Genomic DNA, 15,720 nt, shown 5'->3' with positions numbered 1-15,720 from the left:
ACCTGACAAGATTACTCAAGTTTGCTATACTTGAGTTATTCGCTCGGGATTAAAGCTTTATTTGCAAAAGAAAGCCCAGAGCGCCTCGATTCCCAGTTTGGAGTATTGAATCATGCGTCTCACCACTAAAGGCCGATTTGCTGTCACAGCCATGATCGATCTTGCCTTGCGTCAAGAGAATGGCCCTGTCACTTTAGCTGGCATCAGCCAACGCCAAGATATTTCACTGTCGTATCTGGAACAATTATTTGGCAAATTACGTCGCCATGAAATCGTAGAATCGGTACGCGGCCCAGGCGGTGGTTATCATCTAGCAAGAAAAGCACAAAACGTTACCGTCGCTGACATCATCATCGCCGTGGACGAGCCGCTTGATGCCACGCAATGCGGTAGCAAAGGCAATTGCCACGGCAGTGATCACGACAATGGCATCCACTGTATGACACATGATCTGTGGGCCAATCTGAATGCCAAAATGGTCGACTACCTCGACTCGGTTTCTTTGCAAGACCTGGTGAACCAACAAAAACAAAAAGCCCAAGAAAAACCTGTTGTTGTTGTTCGCCATGGACATGCCGAACGCACTATTTCCTAAATTTGGAGTATTGAATGACTGCTGCAACCACACCCGCTTTGACAAAAACCTTGATCGATACGCTCAAAGCCCCGCATTTTCCTATTTACATGGACTACTCGGCGACTACGCCAGTCGACCCACGTGTGGCCGATGTCATGATCCCGTACCTGCGTGCACAATTTGGCAATCCTGCTTCACGTAGTCATGCCTATGGCTGGGATGCAGAAGCTGCAGTAGAAACTGCGCGCGGCCACGTCGCTTCCTTGGTCAATGCAGACCCACGTGAAATCATCTGGACTTCTGGTGCTACTGAAAGTAACAACCTCGCTCTCAAGGGTGCCGCGCACTTCTACAAAGGCAAAGGTAAGCACATCATTACCGTCAAGACTGAGCATAAAGCGGTGCTCGATACCGTGCGCGAATTGGAACGCCAAGGTTTCGAAGCGACATATTTGCAGCCACAAGACAACGGCCTAATTAGCATCGAACAATTGAAAGAAGCAATCCGCCCTGACACCATTTTGATCTCCGTAATGTGGGTGAATAATGAAATCGGTGTCATTCAACCGATCGCAGAAATTGGCGAACTGTGCCGTGAAAAAGGCATCATTTTTCACTCTGATGCAGCACAGGCGACGGGCAAAGTTGAAATCGATTTAGAAAAAGTCAAAGTTGATTTGGTGTCGTTCTCCGCCCACAAATCCTACGGCCCGAAAGGCGTTGGTGCTTTGTATGTTCGTCGAAAACCACGCGTTCGTCTTGAAGCTCAAATGCACGGTGGTGGTCATGAACGTGGCCTGCGCTCAGGTACGTTGGCGACCCATCAAATTGCTGGGATGGGTGAAGCGTTCCGTATAGCCAAAGAAGAAATGACGACAGAACTGGCACATGTGCGTGCCATGCGTGACCGTTTGGCCAAAGGTCTCAGTGAAATTGAAGAAACCTACATTAACGGTGACATGGATCATCGCGTACCCCACAATTTAAATGTTAGTTTCAACTACGTTGAAGGCGAATCATTGATTATGGCGATCAAAGACATCGCGGTGTCATCGGGCTCTGCGTGCACTTCGGCGAGCTTGGAGCCGTCTTACGTTTTGCGCGCATTGGGTCGAAGCGACGAATTAGCACATAGCTCAATTCGCTTCACAATCGGTCGCTTTACGACAGAAGAAGATATTGACTTCACGATCGAGTTATTGAAATCAAAAGTTGGCAAACTGCGTGAATTGTCGCCACTGTGGGATATGTACAAAGATGGCATCGACATCTCAACGATTCAGTGGGCTGCTCATTAATCAAATATAGTTAACGAAAGATCTATCATGGCATATTCAGAAAAAGTATTGGATCACTACGAAAATCCACGTAACGTTGGCGCCTTCGAAAAAGGTGACGAGTCCGTTGGTACAGGCATGGTTGGTGCACCGGCTTGCGGCGACGTCATGAAATTGCAAATCAAAGTCGGTGAAGATGGTGTCATTCAGGATGCTAAATTTAAGACTTATGGTTGTGGCTCTGCGATCGCCTCTTCCTCGCTCGTAACTGAGTGGGTCAAAGGTAAGACCTTAGACCAAGCTTTGGCAATCAAAAATACAGAAATCGCTGAAGAATTAGCATTACCACCAGTCAAAATTCACTGCTCGATCTTGGCCGAAGACGCTATTAAGGCCGCGGTTTTGGACTACAAGAACAAACACAACGCTTAATTAAATCATGGCAATTACTCTGACAGAAAAAGCAGCAAAACATGTCATTCGCTATATGGAACGCCGTGGCAAAGGGATAGGCTTGCGCTTCGGTGTTCGTACAACGGGCTGTTCTGGCATGGCTTACAAGTTGGAATACGTTGACGAAGTCGGTAGTGATGATCAAATATTCGAATCGCATGGCGTCAAAGTATTTGTCGACCCAAAGAGCCTTCCTTACATCGATGGTACCGAACTCGATTTTGCGCGTGAAGGCTTGAACGAAGGCTTCAAGTTCTACAACCCCAATGTCAAAGACGAATGCGGTTGTGGCGAAAGTTTCCGTATCTAAAAAGATTTGCCCACTTTATGCAGAACCATTTCGAGCTATTTCAACTGCCGGTGTCATACGAACTCGATCGCGCCGCACTCGATACGGCTTTTCGCGAAGTGCAGTCACGCGTGCATCCAGATAAATTTGTGCAAGCGAGTGATGCTGAAAAACGGGTGGCAATGCAATGGGCAACCCAGGCCAACGAAGCCTATCAAACGTTGAAAGATTCAATCAAGCGAGCGACCTATATCTGCAATTTGCATGGTGTTGATCTTCAAACGGAATCCAACACGGCAATGCCAGCAGCTTTCTTGATGCAGCAAATGGAATGGCGTGAAGCCTTCGATGATGCACGACATGCCAATGACACCAAGGCCATGATGGCATTGGAAAAAGAATTGAATCTAGCTCTGAAAACACAAACTGCGGCAGCCGGATCTGCAATTTCGCAAAGCGATTTTGCCGCTGCCGCACAGCAAATTCGAGCATGTTTATTCCTTGAAAAATTCCTCAACGATATTGCGGCGTTAGAAGAGTAAAAATTCAAGCAACGAAAATAGATAAACAAAGAAGCAACAGTGTCAACGCGAGAGATGAACGCTGCGACTACCACAATAGATGATTCACATTTTCAATATCGAACGTAATTGAACGGTCGAATAACAAGAATAGATTATGGCCTTACTGCAAATTTCCGAACCAGGCATGTCGACCGCACCACACCAACATCGTTTGGCGGTTGGCATTGATCTCGGCACAACCAACTCCTTAGTGGCGACGGTTCGTAATAGTATCCCCGAAATTTTAAATGATGAAGATGGACGTTCATTGCTACCATCGGTAGTTCGCTATTTGCCAAACGGTCACGCGCATATCGGTTACAAAGCACAGCAAGAACAGACGCGAGATCCCAAAAACACGATTGTTTCAGTTAAGCGCTTCATGGGGCGAGGCTTGAAAGATATCGCCCATGCGGAAAACCTCCCCTACGATTTCCATGATGAACCTGGCATGGTTCAATTGAAGACGATCGCAGGCATCAAAAGCCCCGTGGAAGTCTCCGCCCAAATTCTCGCAACACTACGTCAACAAGCAGAAGATGCTTTGGGTGACGAGCTTGTCGGTGCAGTCATTACTGTCCCAGCCTATTTCGATGACGCTCAACGCCAAGCAACCAAAGATGCGGCGAAACTCGCCGGCCTCAATGTTTTACGCTTGTTGAATGAACCAACTGCGGCGGCTATTGCCTATGGCCTCGATAACGGATCAGAAGGTATTTTCGCAGTTTATGATTTGGGCGGCGGAACTTTTGATATTTCCATTTTAAAAATGAGCAAAGGCGTATTTGAAGTTCTTTCAACCGGTGGCGACTCAGCACTTGGCGGGGATGACTTTGATCACCGACTATTTTGCTGGATATTGCAAGAAGCTGGTTTATCCCTACTCAATGATGCCGATACAAGTACCTTGATGGTTAAGGCACGTGAAGCAAAAGAGATTCTATCAAACCAGCCCTCCACCTATATCGACGCCAAACTGTCGACTGGTGATGTCGTACATCTTCAAATCACCAAAAACATCTTTGCTGAGATCACCGAGAATCTCGTCATCAAAACCATTACCCCTTGCCGCAAAGTCTTACGCGACGCCAAGTTAACGGTTGATGATATTGATGGTGTTGTGTTGGTCGGTGGTGCGACACGCATGCCACACGTGCGTAAAGCCGTTGGTGAATTTTTCCAAACCACGCCATTAGCGAATATCGATCCAGATAAGGTAGTAGCGCTTGGCGCAGCAATCCAAGCAAATCTGTTGGCCGGTAATCGCGCACCAGGAGATGACTGGCTACTGCTCGATGTGATCCCGCTGTCACTCGGCATTGAAACAATGGGTGGGTTGTCTGAGAAAGTTATCCCCCGTAATTCGACCATTCCTTGTGCGCGTGCACAAGAATTTACGACTTTCAAAGACGGTCAAACAGCCCTGGCTATTCATGTTGTACAGGGTGAACGTGAGTTGGTCAGTGATTGTCGTTCGCTGGCGAAGTTCGAACTGCGCGGCATTCCACCAATGGCTGCAGGCGCTGCTCGCATTCGCATCACTTACCAAGTCGACGCTGACGGTTTATTGTCGGTCTCCGCACGCGAAATGCGTTCAGGCGTCGAATCTTCAATAGTTGTCAAGCCATCTTATGGTTTAGCTGATGATGATATCGCTCGTATGCTTCAGGATTCTTTCAGTTCATCTGAACTTGATATGCAAACCCGAGCATTGCGCGAAGAGCAAGTAGAGGCAGATCGTTTGTTACTGGCGATTGCCTCCGCCCTCTCCACTGATAAACATTTGTTGAATGAACAAGAGCTAGCCCATATCGAAGGCCATATTGGACAGCTCAATGGTGCCAAACAAGGGCAAGATCACCAATTGATCAAGGCCGCGATAACAGCACTCGCTGATGCTACAGAAGAATTTGCCGCTCGTCGCATGGATCAAAGTGTACGCACAGCACTCTCTGGCAAAAACCTTAACGACATTTAAAGAAAAACATCATGCCTAAGATTTTCATTCTGCCCCATGCACAACTCTGCCCTGAAGGCAAAACCCTCGAAGTAGAGACTGGCAAATCCTTGTGTGAAGCTATGGTCGAACATGATGTCGAAATTGAACATGCATGCGAAATGTCTTGCGCCTGCACGACCTGCCATGTCGTCGTACGCAAAGGTTTCAATTCACTCAATGAATCGAGCGATGATGAAGAAGATTTGCTCGACGCCGCTTGGGGTTTAGAGGCGACCTCCCGCTTATCATGCCAAGTCAAATTGGGGCAAGAAGACATTACCATTGAGATCCCCAAATACACTATTAACCACGCTCGCGAAAACCACTAAGCAAGCATACAAGCCCTACTCGTTCAAAGAACTACAAACATCCATTGTTCAGTGTGTGTTTTTGGTTCGCTTTATGCGAGCGTATGCAGCTGCGACTTGTGCATTTAAGCAAAACCTTCTACCATCTGCAGAGAACTTCATTATTCTCCACAAAGAAACACCTCGGCTTTTCTGTCACAACGCGCCTGCCTCTATCCATTTTGGAAGAAAATGGCTCACAAGGAACGACGTATGCTGTTGATCAAATTTGTGCAAAGGTTGAGCTAATGTTTCCAGCCTTTATCTCAAACATTCTAAGTCGTGTCACCTTACGTTTTGCGGTGATCCTCGCTGTGTTTCTTGGTCTTGGCGTAACCGCCATGGTATTGGTGCCCTACCAGAAACAGGCCATCACCAGAGATAGCGAAAAGAAGACAGTTGACGATCACAAGCGTCTCACTGAAATTCTGTCTGTCATTCTCAGCGAACCTGTATGGCAAATTACGCCAGAGATTGCGAAATCCTCAAGCGAAGTTGTTTACTCTGATCCAAGAGCATCTGAAATTAGGGTAATAACCTTACCAGACAGGAAAGTTTTTATTACTGTCGATGAGCGCAAAGCGACTCAAAAAGCTTCAAAGCGATCCTTAACACGCCAAATCACCCATGGCGATCAAGTCATCGGCGAAGTAGAACTTACGCTTGCTGACGATATCATGCAAAGTGAAATTGAAGGTAACTTTACACGTGCCTTAGCGATCACCGGCATTTCCTTTGTGCTATCGATTTTCTGCATATTGATGGTTCTGCACTGGCGTTTGGTAAAACCGATTAAATTGCTCATTGAAAAATCCGACTTACTAGCGAATGGAGAATTGAATGAGGCAATTTCTTTCGATCGTAAAGATGAAATCGGCCACTTAGCTTTAAGTTTGGAAGCGACAAGGCAAGCACTACAACGTTCATTCAACGAACTCGAAGTAAAGAATCAGCAGCTCCTCGAATATTCCGGAACCTTAGAATCAAAGGTGCGTCTCCGTACGCAAGAGCTAGAGAGTGCAAACCATCACCTTGAAGCTGCTTTGGCTAGCGTTAACAGTGCACAAAATGAATTGGCGCGTATTGAGAGAATGGCTGCCCTTGGATCTATGGTTGCAGGCGTGGCTCATGAATTAAATACCCCGCTTGGCAACTGCCTATTAGTGGCAAGTACTTTGAGCGACGAAACACGCCAAATCGAGAAGTCAATGAATGAGGGAACGATGCGACGCTCTGACCTTAGTCATTATGTTGCAGCGGCAAATGAATCAAGCAAACTCTTAATGCGAGGTTTGCAGCAAGCTGCACAGCTCGTGGGTGACTTCAAGCAAGTTGCGGTCGACCAATCTAGTGCCCAACGTCGTAAGTTTTCGCTGTTGGTTGTATTCCAAGAGCTCGCTGCACTCTTGCATTCAAGCCTACGTAAAACGCCATTCACTCTCGAACTCGATATTCCAGACTCAATTGAACTCGATAGTTATCCTGGCCCACTTGGCCAGGTATTTAGTAATTTAGTTAACAATGCGGTTGTGCATGGCCTCGATGGATATGCTCAAGGTTATATGCGTTGCTTAGCTCGAAAACAGGGTGACCATGTATTGATCGTCTTTGAAGACTCAGGAAAAGGTATTCCCCCTGCGATTATCAAGCGCATCTTTGAGCCATTTTTTACGACAAAATTTGGTAAAGGCGGTAGCGGCTTGGGTCTTAGCATCACATTCAACATTATCACCAATGTACTTGGTGGTGAAATCCGGGTTACGAGCGAGCCCAACCAAGGCGCTCGTTTCGAAATTAGCCTGCCATTAATTGCGCCGGGTAATCAAGATGTCAACGAACAAATAATCGGCGACTGATATACTTCATCTTTTAATTTTTCTCGCATCCTGCTGTTGGCTTTAGAGCAACAACAGCAGTTGATGGCTGTCCGATCAGATTATTTGATCTCAACTTACGATAGACATTCGCATGCAACAATACCTCGACTTCATGCGCCACGTTAAAGAAAACGGGCATGTTAAAACAGATCGCACAGGCACTGGCACTTTGTCAGTCTTTGGCTATCAAATGCGCTTCGACCTACAAAAAGGTTTCCCTTTGGTCACGACAAAGAAGCTGCACCTAAAATCGATTATTCATGAATTAATCTGGTTTTTGGCAGGCTCGACCAATACCAAATATCTGAAAGATAATGGCGTTTCAATTTGGGATGAGTGGGCAGATGAGAATGGTAATCTCGGTCCGGTCTATGGATCTCAATGGCGCAGTTGGCCACTGCCTGATGGTGGTCACGTCGATCAAATTGCACAATTAATTGATCAGATCAAGACCAATCCGGATTCTCGTCGATTGATCGTTTCAGCTTGGAATGTGGCGGATATCCCCCACATGAAGCTCCCTCCTTGCCACGCATTTTTCCAGTTTTACGTCGCGGGTGGAAAGTTGTCATGCCAACTCTACCAACGAAGCGCGGATATTTTCCTCGGTGTGCCGTTCAACATTGCTTCTTATGCACTCCTCACCCACATGGTGGCACAACAAACAGGGCTCGAGGTAGGTGAGTTTGTTTGGACCGGGGGCGATTGCCACTTGTACAGCAATCATCTAGAGCAAGTCGATGAGCAATTAAAACGAGCACCGTTTGCCTTGCCTCAGTTAGCGATCAAACGCCATCCAGAGAGCATTTTCGATTATCGCTTTGAGGATTTCGACATTCTCAATTATGAATTTCATCCTCACATTAAAGCGCCGGTCGCGGTGTAGAGGTAATTACAAATGGCAAGACTCAGCATTATTGTCGCCACTGACAAGAAACGTGGGATCGGCATCAATAACCAGTTGCCGTGGCACCTACCAGAGGATTTGGCGCACTTTAAGAATACGACCTCGGGTCACCCCATTATTATGGGACGCAAAACCTATGACTCAATTGGGCGCCCGTTACCCAAGCGTCGCAATATCGTCGTTTCGCGTAACAGCGAATGGAACCAAACGGGGGTAGAAACAGTCAATTCGATTGAACAAGCCTTCGCGCTACTCAATGAAGAGCAAGCCTTTGTCATCGGCGGTGCCCAAATTTATCAACAAGCTATGCAGTTAGCCGAACGTTTGGTGGTCACAGAGATTCAAGGAGAATACGACTGCGACGCTTTTTTTCCAGAGATTGATCCCAAAATATGGGGAGAAACTTCACGCCAAAGTTTCATTTCAAGCAACAACTTGGCGTATGATATCGTAATTTATTCAAAGAAATAGGAAACAAAAATGTCTGGACACGGTTTTCACGTACATGGCCCACACGATCACGAGTTGGAACATGCGGCACACGGCAACGATCAATTTTCTAGCCGAATTGCAGTCATGACCGCGATTATGGCAACCGTGGGTGCTTTAATCGGCTATGAAGGTGGCGCGACACAAAACGAAGCGGCAATGTTGAAGAATAGTGCTGCTATCAAGAAAACAGAAGCGGCTAACAAATGGAATTATTACCAAGCGAAGTCCAGCAAACAAAATCTTGCGGAACTTGCGATCTCGCTGCCGGGTACGGATGTTGAAAAATATAAAGCGGATGTAGAACGTTACAAGAAAGAAAAAGAAGATATTAAGAAAGAAGCCGAAGGTTTCGAAAAAGAGGTTTTACATTTAGAAGAGCAGTCTGAAAATGCCCTGCACCAGCACCACCGTTGGGCACAGGCCATGACCGCTGTACAAATTGCTATATCCCTTGCTGCGATCGCTTTATTAACTAAGAAAAATTGGTTACAGTATGGATCCTATGCCGTTGCGGCTGGTGGTATTGTTATTTCAGGATTTGCCTGGTTTCATCTTTGATTGAGTTCAGAAAATGAAAAAATTTGCCTTGGTTTCGGTTTTATTGATTGCTGGAGCAGCGCATGGCCAAGATTTGGGAAAGACACAGTTCTCCTTACAATCTCCGCTTGAGCAATTCAAATCAAACCGACTAGCCAGCTTAGATTTGACGAATTCACAAAGTATGGCTTTGCCATTTGAGAATACGAACAGCAAGATCGATACCAAAAGTCGTGGATTGATGTTCAAAAATAGCGCTCTCTCTAGTTTGAACTTCTCGAAGAACGATAAAATTCAATACGGTTTTAAACTCGAAGTTGATCAATTTTTCGACCCCTTCTCTTTCGAAAAACGACTTGAAGGCCGACCTGATGACAAAAGCTTCAAACAAATTAAGACCAGCGCGTTCCTCAACTATAAAATTGCAGCGGATTACAGCCTCAATGCCTCAGTTTCAAATATCAATGGCAACGAGAATGGGCGGCTCTTTAGCGTAGGTGCGAAAGCGAAGAAGTTCTTCAATCGGAAACACGCTGTTACCACGATGTTTAGTGTCAACTGGGGTAACATCACAACAAATCCTTGGAATCAGCTAGACAAAAGTCTGAATGCAAATCTCGCTGGATCGAATGATCGGTTTTCGATGCGCCCTGACGTTCGTCTCGGAGCCACTTGGAATTGGACCATCAATAATAATTGGTCACTTTCAACAGGAGTCAGTGCGCGTCATTTCATGAATGACGTCAACAAGAACCCATTTGCGACTCAGAGATCTTCAGTAACAATCTTCTCCGTCGCAAGCTACCGTTTCTAAAAAGTAGCTCGCACAAAAAGAAACGGCAGCTAGAGAAGCTGCCGTTTTTTGTTTTGATCACACTCTACTCTTGAAGATGGCCCGCAGCGATTTTCAAGGTTCTGCCACAACGTGCAGCGATTGTTAGATCATGGGTGACGAGGACCAAGGTCGAGCCGCGTTCACGATTGAGCTCAAACATTAACTGAATTACAGCTTCTCCTGTGGCTGCATCAAGGCTACCAGTAGGCTCATCCGCAAATAACAAGGGTGGCTCTGTCACAAAGGCACGCGCCAAAGCAACGCGTTGTTGCTCCCCGCCAGACAAATATTTGGGATAGTGCTTCAAACGAGCTGATAGACCAACTTTGGCTAACATCGCCTCTGCTTTTGCCTTCGCATCTTTATCGCCTCTCAATTCTAGGGGCAACATCACATTCTCTAATGCATTTAAGTGCATTAGCAATTGAAACGACTGAAATACAAACCCGAGTTGATTCTTGCGAAGTAAAGCTCGCCCATCTTCATCTAAAGCAAAAATATCAACGCCACCAAGCTTCACTGTCCCAGAGGTTGGTGTATCTAGGCCAGCTAGGATACCCAATAAAGTCGACTTGCCCGAACCTGAAGCACCGACAATCGCTAAAGTCTCACCCGCATTTGCGCTAAATTCGATATCATGCAAGATAGTTAGCTCGCCAGTGGCGTCGGCCACACGCTTATTAAGTTTCGTGACAACGATTGCTGGCTTATTGGTTTCACTCATCGTTTTTTCTTTCGTGACTATGTTCGCAAAAATATCTCGTACGTCGGTCGGGCTTTTTAAAAGCCTACTTTCCAGTATTTTATTGCTGGGTATGCTGTTTAATGTTCAAGCTGCACATTCTGCACCAAAAACTATTCTCGTGCTTGGCGATAGCTTGTCTGCGGAATATGGACTAACTCGCGGCAGCGGCTGGGTTGCACTACTTGAAAAGCGGCTCGCAGAGAAGAAGATGGGGTTCACCGTGTTTAATGCAAGTATTAGTGGTGAAACCAGCAGTGGAGGCCTGAGCCGTCTGCCCGAACTGTTAAATAAACAAAAGCCACACATCGTGATTATCGAGCTCGGTGGCAATGATGCCCTGCGAGGATTTGATCTCAAAGCCTCTGAAGCGAATTTCCGAGCGATGATCGCTGCGGTTAAGGCGAGTAAAGCACAACCACTCCTAGTTGCTATGAAGATCCCACCTAATTACGGCAAAACCTATAGCGATCAATTTTTTGGTCTCTATGGAAAACTAGCTAAGGAAATGAAGGTCGCTCTGGTGCCGTTTTTCCTAGAAGGCGTGGCCGAAAAAGCGGAGTTATTTCAAGCAGATCGCATTCATTTAAAGGCCGAAGCACACCCACAAATGCTAGATAATGTTTGGGGTCCGCTCGAAAAAATGCTAAAAAAATGAAGCACCCTGCCCCCATCAACTTCGAACAAGTATTAAACGAACTCGACTCTTTCGATTGCATTATTGATGCACGCAGCCCGGCAGAATTTGCTGAGGACCATATTCCTGGCGCAATTAACTGCCCCGTGCTCGACAACGAAGAACGCATTCGCATTGGGACTTGCTATAAACAAGTCGGTGCTTTTGAAGCGAAGAAGATAGGTGCCGCGCTTGTAGCCAAAAATATTGCAATACACCTTGAGTCACATTTTCTCGAGATGCCTAAAAACTGGCGCCCCTTGATCTATTGCTGGCGAGGTGGAAATCGCAGTGGTTCCATGGCCCACATTTTTGCGAAGATAGGGTGGCCAGCGTACCAACTCGAAGGCGGCTATAAGGAGTATCGCCGCTACGTCAATCAAGACTTGCCGAAGATAGTCTCTAGTTTAGAGTGGAAAGTCATTTGTGGCTCAACGGGAAGCTGCAAGAGTCGTTTACTTCTAGCTCTAGAGAAGCAAGGGAGCCAAGTATTAGACCTTGAACAGTTCGCACAACACCGTGGCTCCGTACTTGGCAATCTTCCTCTTCAAGATCAACCAAGCCAAAAGCATTTTGAAACGTTGATCTGGTCTAAGCTCAAATCATTCGATCCACAACTTCCTGTGTACGTCGAAGCTGAGAGCAAAAAAGTGGGGAATCTGCGAATTCCCGATTCAATGATGGACTGTTTGCGTCAAGGATCTTGCATCGAAGTTCAACTAGACATGCAACACCGCATTGATTTTCTATGTGAAGATTACGCACACTTTATTGAAGATCATTCAGCGTTGAAAACACAACTAGGCTTTTTAAGTCAATTGTATGGAAAGGAAGCAATTAAGGAGTGGGTAAATTTAATCGATCAAGGGAATCTGAAAGATTTGGTTCAGCTGCTTCTACAAAAACACTATGACCCAGCCTATCAAAAAGGTGTTATTCGAAATTTTAGTAAATTCGAACAACGAAGCCAATTCACGCTCGCGTCCTATCTGCCTGAAGATATTCATCATTTAGCACAAACGCTTATTGCAAGCGAAAATTGAGCGCACGAATTTAACTATCTTTATCGTCAATGATACTTTGACCAACTTGATCCAACTCATCAAATTGACGATGGTTTAGCGCCCACCAGAATACCCCACCAATTGCAAATACCAACAAAATACTGAGCGGCACCAATAAATATAAAATATCCATACTTTACTTTCCTTCACCTGTTGTTTGAAACAACATCGCTGCCGGCTGCAAACGCAAAACCCGAAGTCCATTAAACACGACTAGTAAAGAGCTCAAAGACATTCCTAAGGCGGCATGCCATGGCTCCAACCAACCTACTACCGCCGCCGGAATCGCAATCAGATTATAGAGCATCGCCCAAGCCAGATTTTCTTGAATTAGGCGATAGGACAACTGAGAAACTTTCAGCGCAAAACTAAGATCAGACAAGCGATTCGACATCAACAGACAATCACTGCGAGATTGCGATATCGGGGCACCTTGTCCCATCGCCACGGATACATTTGCTAACGATAACGCCGGGCCATCATTCATACCATCGCCGACCATCACCACTACCGCCCCTTGAGCTTGCAAATTCTTGACCATCTCAAATTTTTGATCGGGCTTTAGTCCGGCAAAATACGCCGTAATTCCACACGCCTCAGCGCTCGCCCGCACCACGTCGATACGATCGCCAGATAGGAGCATGACTTGCTTGCCTGAACCCTGAAGTGTTTGAACGACCTCAATCGCATCATCACGCAAACAATCTTGCAACACAAACACGGCGATCAATCCAGACTGATCGGCCAATGCTGAAATTGTTTTATCAGAATACTGCATCGGCACTGGCCAAGCGCTCCCAGATAATTCCAAAGCGAATTCGAGACGTCCAAAGCGAAGCAAATGCTCATCAAAATGCACCTCAACTCCGAGACCAGGGTACTCTTTGGCCAAACTCAAATCGATTGAAGAAGCGTTTTTTTGTTGCGCAGAATTTAAGCGCTCCACACAGTAATCGTGCACAGCTATTGATACGGGATGAGAAGATAATCCGGACATCCTCAAACCCAATGCTTGCACTGCATCAAAACCTTTTACTTGATCGCGGATCCATATTGCGTCCAAAACTTTAAGGCGACCATAACTAAGCGTGCCTGTTTTATCGAAAACAAAATGCGTTGCCTTCGCTAATGATTCAATCGCAGCACCTTTGGTGACCAACATACCCGCTTTCGCCATTTGGCCTATCGCCGCAGACATCACCCCTGGCGTCGCCAAAGATAAAGCACAAGGACAGGTCACCACAATCACACTAATGGCAATCAAGAATGCACGATCGGGTTCAATAAAACTCCAGACAATACCGCTCGTCATTGCGATCAAAATAATCGCGATTAAGAAGCGACTTGCATGCTTATCGGCGATTTGTACCAAGCGCGGCTTCTCCAAGGTGGCGTGTTCCATCATGCCGATCAAGTGAGCCAATTGGGTTTCTTGCCCAACTTTTTCTGCCTGCACGATCAGAGCACTGTGTTGGTTAATCGATCCGGCAATTACCTTATCATTCACTTGCTTCAACACAGGTTGAGACTCGCCCGTCATCAACGCCTCATCACATTCACTGTGTCCGTCCAAGACCACACCATCGCAAGGCATTTGCTCACCAGCAGGAACCAGTACGACATCACCAATCTGCAAGGTACTAGGATCAACCTGAATCGTATTTCTATCTTCGGGGAAAGCGATGATCTTATGTACGAGACTACGCGGTAGTTGAGTCAATATTTGTAATGCGGCGTTAGTCCGACTTTTCACCATATCTTCGATGAAACGTGCTCCCAATAACAGAAACACAAACATAATCGCCGAATCGAAATAGACTGCGCCGCCAAAAAACGTGGCCCAAACACTGGCGAAAAAAGTCAACAAAATGCCCAAGGAAACCGGCACGTCCATGCCAATGTGTCGATGGCGCAAATCTCGAAGGGCTCCTTCAAAAAAAGGCATCGCAGAAAACATAATTACCGGAAGACTTATCACCAAGCTCGCCAATTTCAACAAGCGGTCGAGGTCAGGCGTCAAATCACCATCAACACTCGGAACTGGTACTAAGTAGCTGGGGAAAGCGTACATCATGATCTGCATCATCGCAAAGCCAGCGATGAATAAGCGCCACAAAGCCTTCTTTTTGGCCTTCTGTTGGTACTCAGTGAGTGATTGATTCGCTGGGAACGCTGCATACCCTAAACGCACAATAGTTTGAATCACGCGTTTAAGATCAATTTGCTCTTGATGCCAGCGCAAATCCGCTTTTTGCGTCAGGGGATTGATCTTGAAACGATCGACCCCAGGCAACTGAGCGACGCTATACTCGATCAATTGCACGCAGGCAGCGCAACGGATACCAGCGATACTCAGTTTTTCTGTGACAAGTTCATTTGAGGCCGTCTGAGACAAATGTGCCGCCGAAGTTGTCGCCGCCAATGCCTCAGTCATTATTCACCACTGGATTTACCGTCGACTTATTCGCAAGATACTCATCTAACAAATCGTTTTGAATAATCGTTTGTAAAATGGCCAAACACCCATGGCAACACATAGGTTGTGAAACATCTCGCACACATAAGGACAATGCATTCTTCACGCGCATCTGTTCACCGCAATGAAAACATTGGCAACGCTCCCCTCTAAGGGAGCGCCACAAGTTTCCAAAACGGGACTCAACGAGAGTGGGCATAGACAAATACATAAGTTCGCAACTTCAAATAGTCGACTTGATCAATAGGTCGATGATAAATGAGTAAGAGGAAATTTGCTTGATTTGTCGCAAGTTTCCAAGAGAAAATGAAGTTAACGTGCAAGCCTGCTGGAATTTCCCCGGGAGGATCTTAAAGTAAGGACGAGCAAAAATGAAAAAACGATGGTATGAACCATCGTTTTTATTGCATTTGAAGCTTATTAGAAGCTTCGATATCGAGGCATGCTCACTCGATCGAATTTGACTTAATGACTTACACAGACACTTCACACATAACCGGTAAAAGTTGAACACCGGAGCTCAAATTCCATTCGTCTGCAATACAAAAATATTGTATGTATAGTGACCTCCTCTTTTGAACCAGTTACGTCTTCACTATAGGTGAGAAG

18 protein-coding genes are annotated in these 15,720 nt (G+C 46.1%); 14 read left to right on the top strand and 4 right to left on the bottom strand.

Going from position 1 to position 15,720, the window contains the following annotated elements; all coding sequences use genetic code 11:
* The first annotated feature begins 112 nt into the window (after positions 1-112).
* From iscR to H8K36_RS12930, 12 genes are all read left to right on the top strand, one after another.
* Entirely contained in the window at positions 113-595 is a 483-nt protein-coding gene (gene iscR / locus H8K36_RS12985) for a Fe-S cluster assembly transcriptional regulator IscR (RefSeq protein ID WP_186916902.1), read from the top strand.
* A gap of 14 nt (positions 596-609) precedes the next feature.
* Complete coding sequence (locus H8K36_RS12980; protein ID WP_186916901.1) at positions 610-1,875, top strand: IscS subfamily cysteine desulfurase; 1,266 nt, start codon at positions 610-612, stop codon at positions 1,873-1,875.
* Between the two features lie 27 nt (positions 1,876-1,902).
* The gene (iscU, locus tag H8K36_RS12975) at positions 1,903-2,286 is read left to right on the top strand and encodes a Fe-S cluster assembly scaffold IscU (RefSeq protein ID WP_186916900.1); all 384 of its coding nucleotides are present in this window, start codon (positions 1,903-1,905) and stop codon (positions 2,284-2,286) included.
* Between the two features lie 7 nt (positions 2,287-2,293).
* On the top strand, positions 2,294-2,617 hold the full coding sequence (gene iscA / locus H8K36_RS12970) for an iron-sulfur cluster assembly protein IscA (RefSeq protein WP_186916899.1): 324 nt from the start codon (positions 2,294-2,296) through the stop codon (positions 2,615-2,617).
* Between the two features lie 17 nt (positions 2,618-2,634).
* Entirely contained in the window at positions 2,635-3,138 is a 504-nt protein-coding gene (hscB, locus tag H8K36_RS12965; protein WP_186916898.1) for a Fe-S protein assembly co-chaperone HscB, read from the top strand.
* Positions 3,139-3,274: 136 nt separating this feature from the next.
* Positions 3,275-5,137, top strand: a complete 1,863-nt coding sequence (gene hscA, locus H8K36_RS12960; protein ID WP_186916897.1) for a Fe-S protein assembly chaperone HscA — start codon at positions 3,275-3,277, stop codon at positions 5,135-5,137.
* 11 nt (positions 5,138-5,148) lie between these two features.
* Entirely contained in the window at positions 5,149-5,487 is a 339-nt protein-coding gene (gene fdx, locus H8K36_RS12955; RefSeq protein ID WP_186916896.1) for an ISC system 2Fe-2S type ferredoxin, read from the top strand.
* 83 nt (positions 5,488-5,570) lie between these two features.
* Entirely contained in the window at positions 5,571-7,361 is a 1,791-nt protein-coding gene (locus tag H8K36_RS12950; RefSeq protein WP_186920452.1) for a sensor histidine kinase, read from the top strand.
* Between the two features lie 112 nt (positions 7,362-7,473).
* Positions 7,474-8,268: a thymidylate synthase gene (locus H8K36_RS12945; protein ID WP_186916894.1), complete on the top strand. Its 795-nt coding sequence runs from the start codon at positions 7,474-7,476 to the stop codon at positions 8,266-8,268.
* A 12-nt stretch (positions 8,269-8,280) separates the two neighbouring features.
* On the top strand, positions 8,281-8,760 hold the full coding sequence (locus H8K36_RS12940) for a dihydrofolate reductase (protein ID WP_186916893.1): 480 nt from the start codon (positions 8,281-8,283) through the stop codon (positions 8,758-8,760).
* Between the two features lie 9 nt (positions 8,761-8,769).
* Entirely contained in the window at positions 8,770-9,339 is a 570-nt protein-coding gene (locus H8K36_RS12935) for a DUF4337 domain-containing protein (protein WP_186916892.1), read from the top strand.
* A 13-nt stretch (positions 9,340-9,352) separates the two neighbouring features.
* Complete coding sequence (locus H8K36_RS12930) at positions 9,353-10,132, top strand: MipA/OmpV family protein (RefSeq protein ID WP_186916891.1); 780 nt, start codon at positions 9,353-9,355, stop codon at positions 10,130-10,132.
* Positions 10,133-10,196: 64 nt separating this feature from the next.
* On the opposite strand, the gene H8K36_RS12925 is transcribed toward H8K36_RS12930, so the two are convergent.
* A complete protein-coding gene (locus tag H8K36_RS12925) occupies positions 10,197-10,877 on the bottom strand; it encodes an ABC transporter ATP-binding protein (RefSeq protein ID WP_186916890.1) in 681 nt (226 codons plus the stop codon).
* Positions 10,878-10,896: 19 nt separating this feature from the next.
* Between H8K36_RS12925 and H8K36_RS12920 the strand changes: the two genes are divergently transcribed.
* Positions 10,897-11,553: an arylesterase gene (locus H8K36_RS12920; protein ID WP_186916889.1), complete on the top strand. Its 657-nt coding sequence runs from the start codon at positions 10,897-10,899 to the stop codon at positions 11,551-11,553.
* On the top strand, positions 11,550-12,614 hold the full coding sequence (mnmH, locus tag H8K36_RS12915; RefSeq protein ID WP_186916888.1) for a tRNA 2-selenouridine(34) synthase MnmH: 1,065 nt from the start codon (positions 11,550-11,552) through the stop codon (positions 12,612-12,614). The genes H8K36_RS12920 and mnmH overlap by 4 nt, the downstream gene beginning before the upstream one ends.
* A gap of 10 nt (positions 12,615-12,624) precedes the next feature.
* Here the strand turns inward: mnmH and ccoS are convergent, their stop codons facing one another.
* Genes ccoS through H8K36_RS19720 form a run of 3 tightly spaced genes read right to left on the bottom strand, consistent with a single transcriptional unit; the run spans position 12,625 to position 15,310 of the window.
* On the bottom strand, positions 12,625-12,768 hold the full coding sequence (gene ccoS, locus H8K36_RS12910; protein WP_186916887.1) for a cbb3-type cytochrome oxidase assembly protein CcoS: 144 nt from the start codon (positions 12,766-12,768) through the stop codon (positions 12,625-12,627).
* A gap of 3 nt (positions 12,769-12,771) precedes the next feature.
* The gene (locus H8K36_RS12905) at positions 12,772-15,069 is read right to left on the bottom strand and encodes a heavy metal translocating P-type ATPase (RefSeq protein WP_186916886.1); all 2,298 of its coding nucleotides are present in this window, start codon (positions 15,067-15,069) and stop codon (positions 12,772-12,774) included.
* Positions 15,062-15,310: a heavy metal translocating P-type ATPase metal-binding domain-containing protein gene (locus H8K36_RS19720; protein WP_370587145.1), complete on the bottom strand. Its 249-nt coding sequence runs from the start codon at positions 15,308-15,310 to the stop codon at positions 15,062-15,064. The genes H8K36_RS12905 and H8K36_RS19720 overlap by 8 nt, the downstream gene beginning before the upstream one ends.
* Between the last annotated feature and the right edge of the window lie 410 nt (positions 15,311-15,720).

Source organism: Affinundibacterium nitidum (assembly GCF_014284155.1).
Classification (GTDB): Bacteria; Pseudomonadota; Gammaproteobacteria; order Burkholderiales; family Burkholderiaceae_D; genus Undibacterium; species Undibacterium nitidum.
This window is presented reverse-complemented; position numbering and strand designations above follow the sequence as displayed.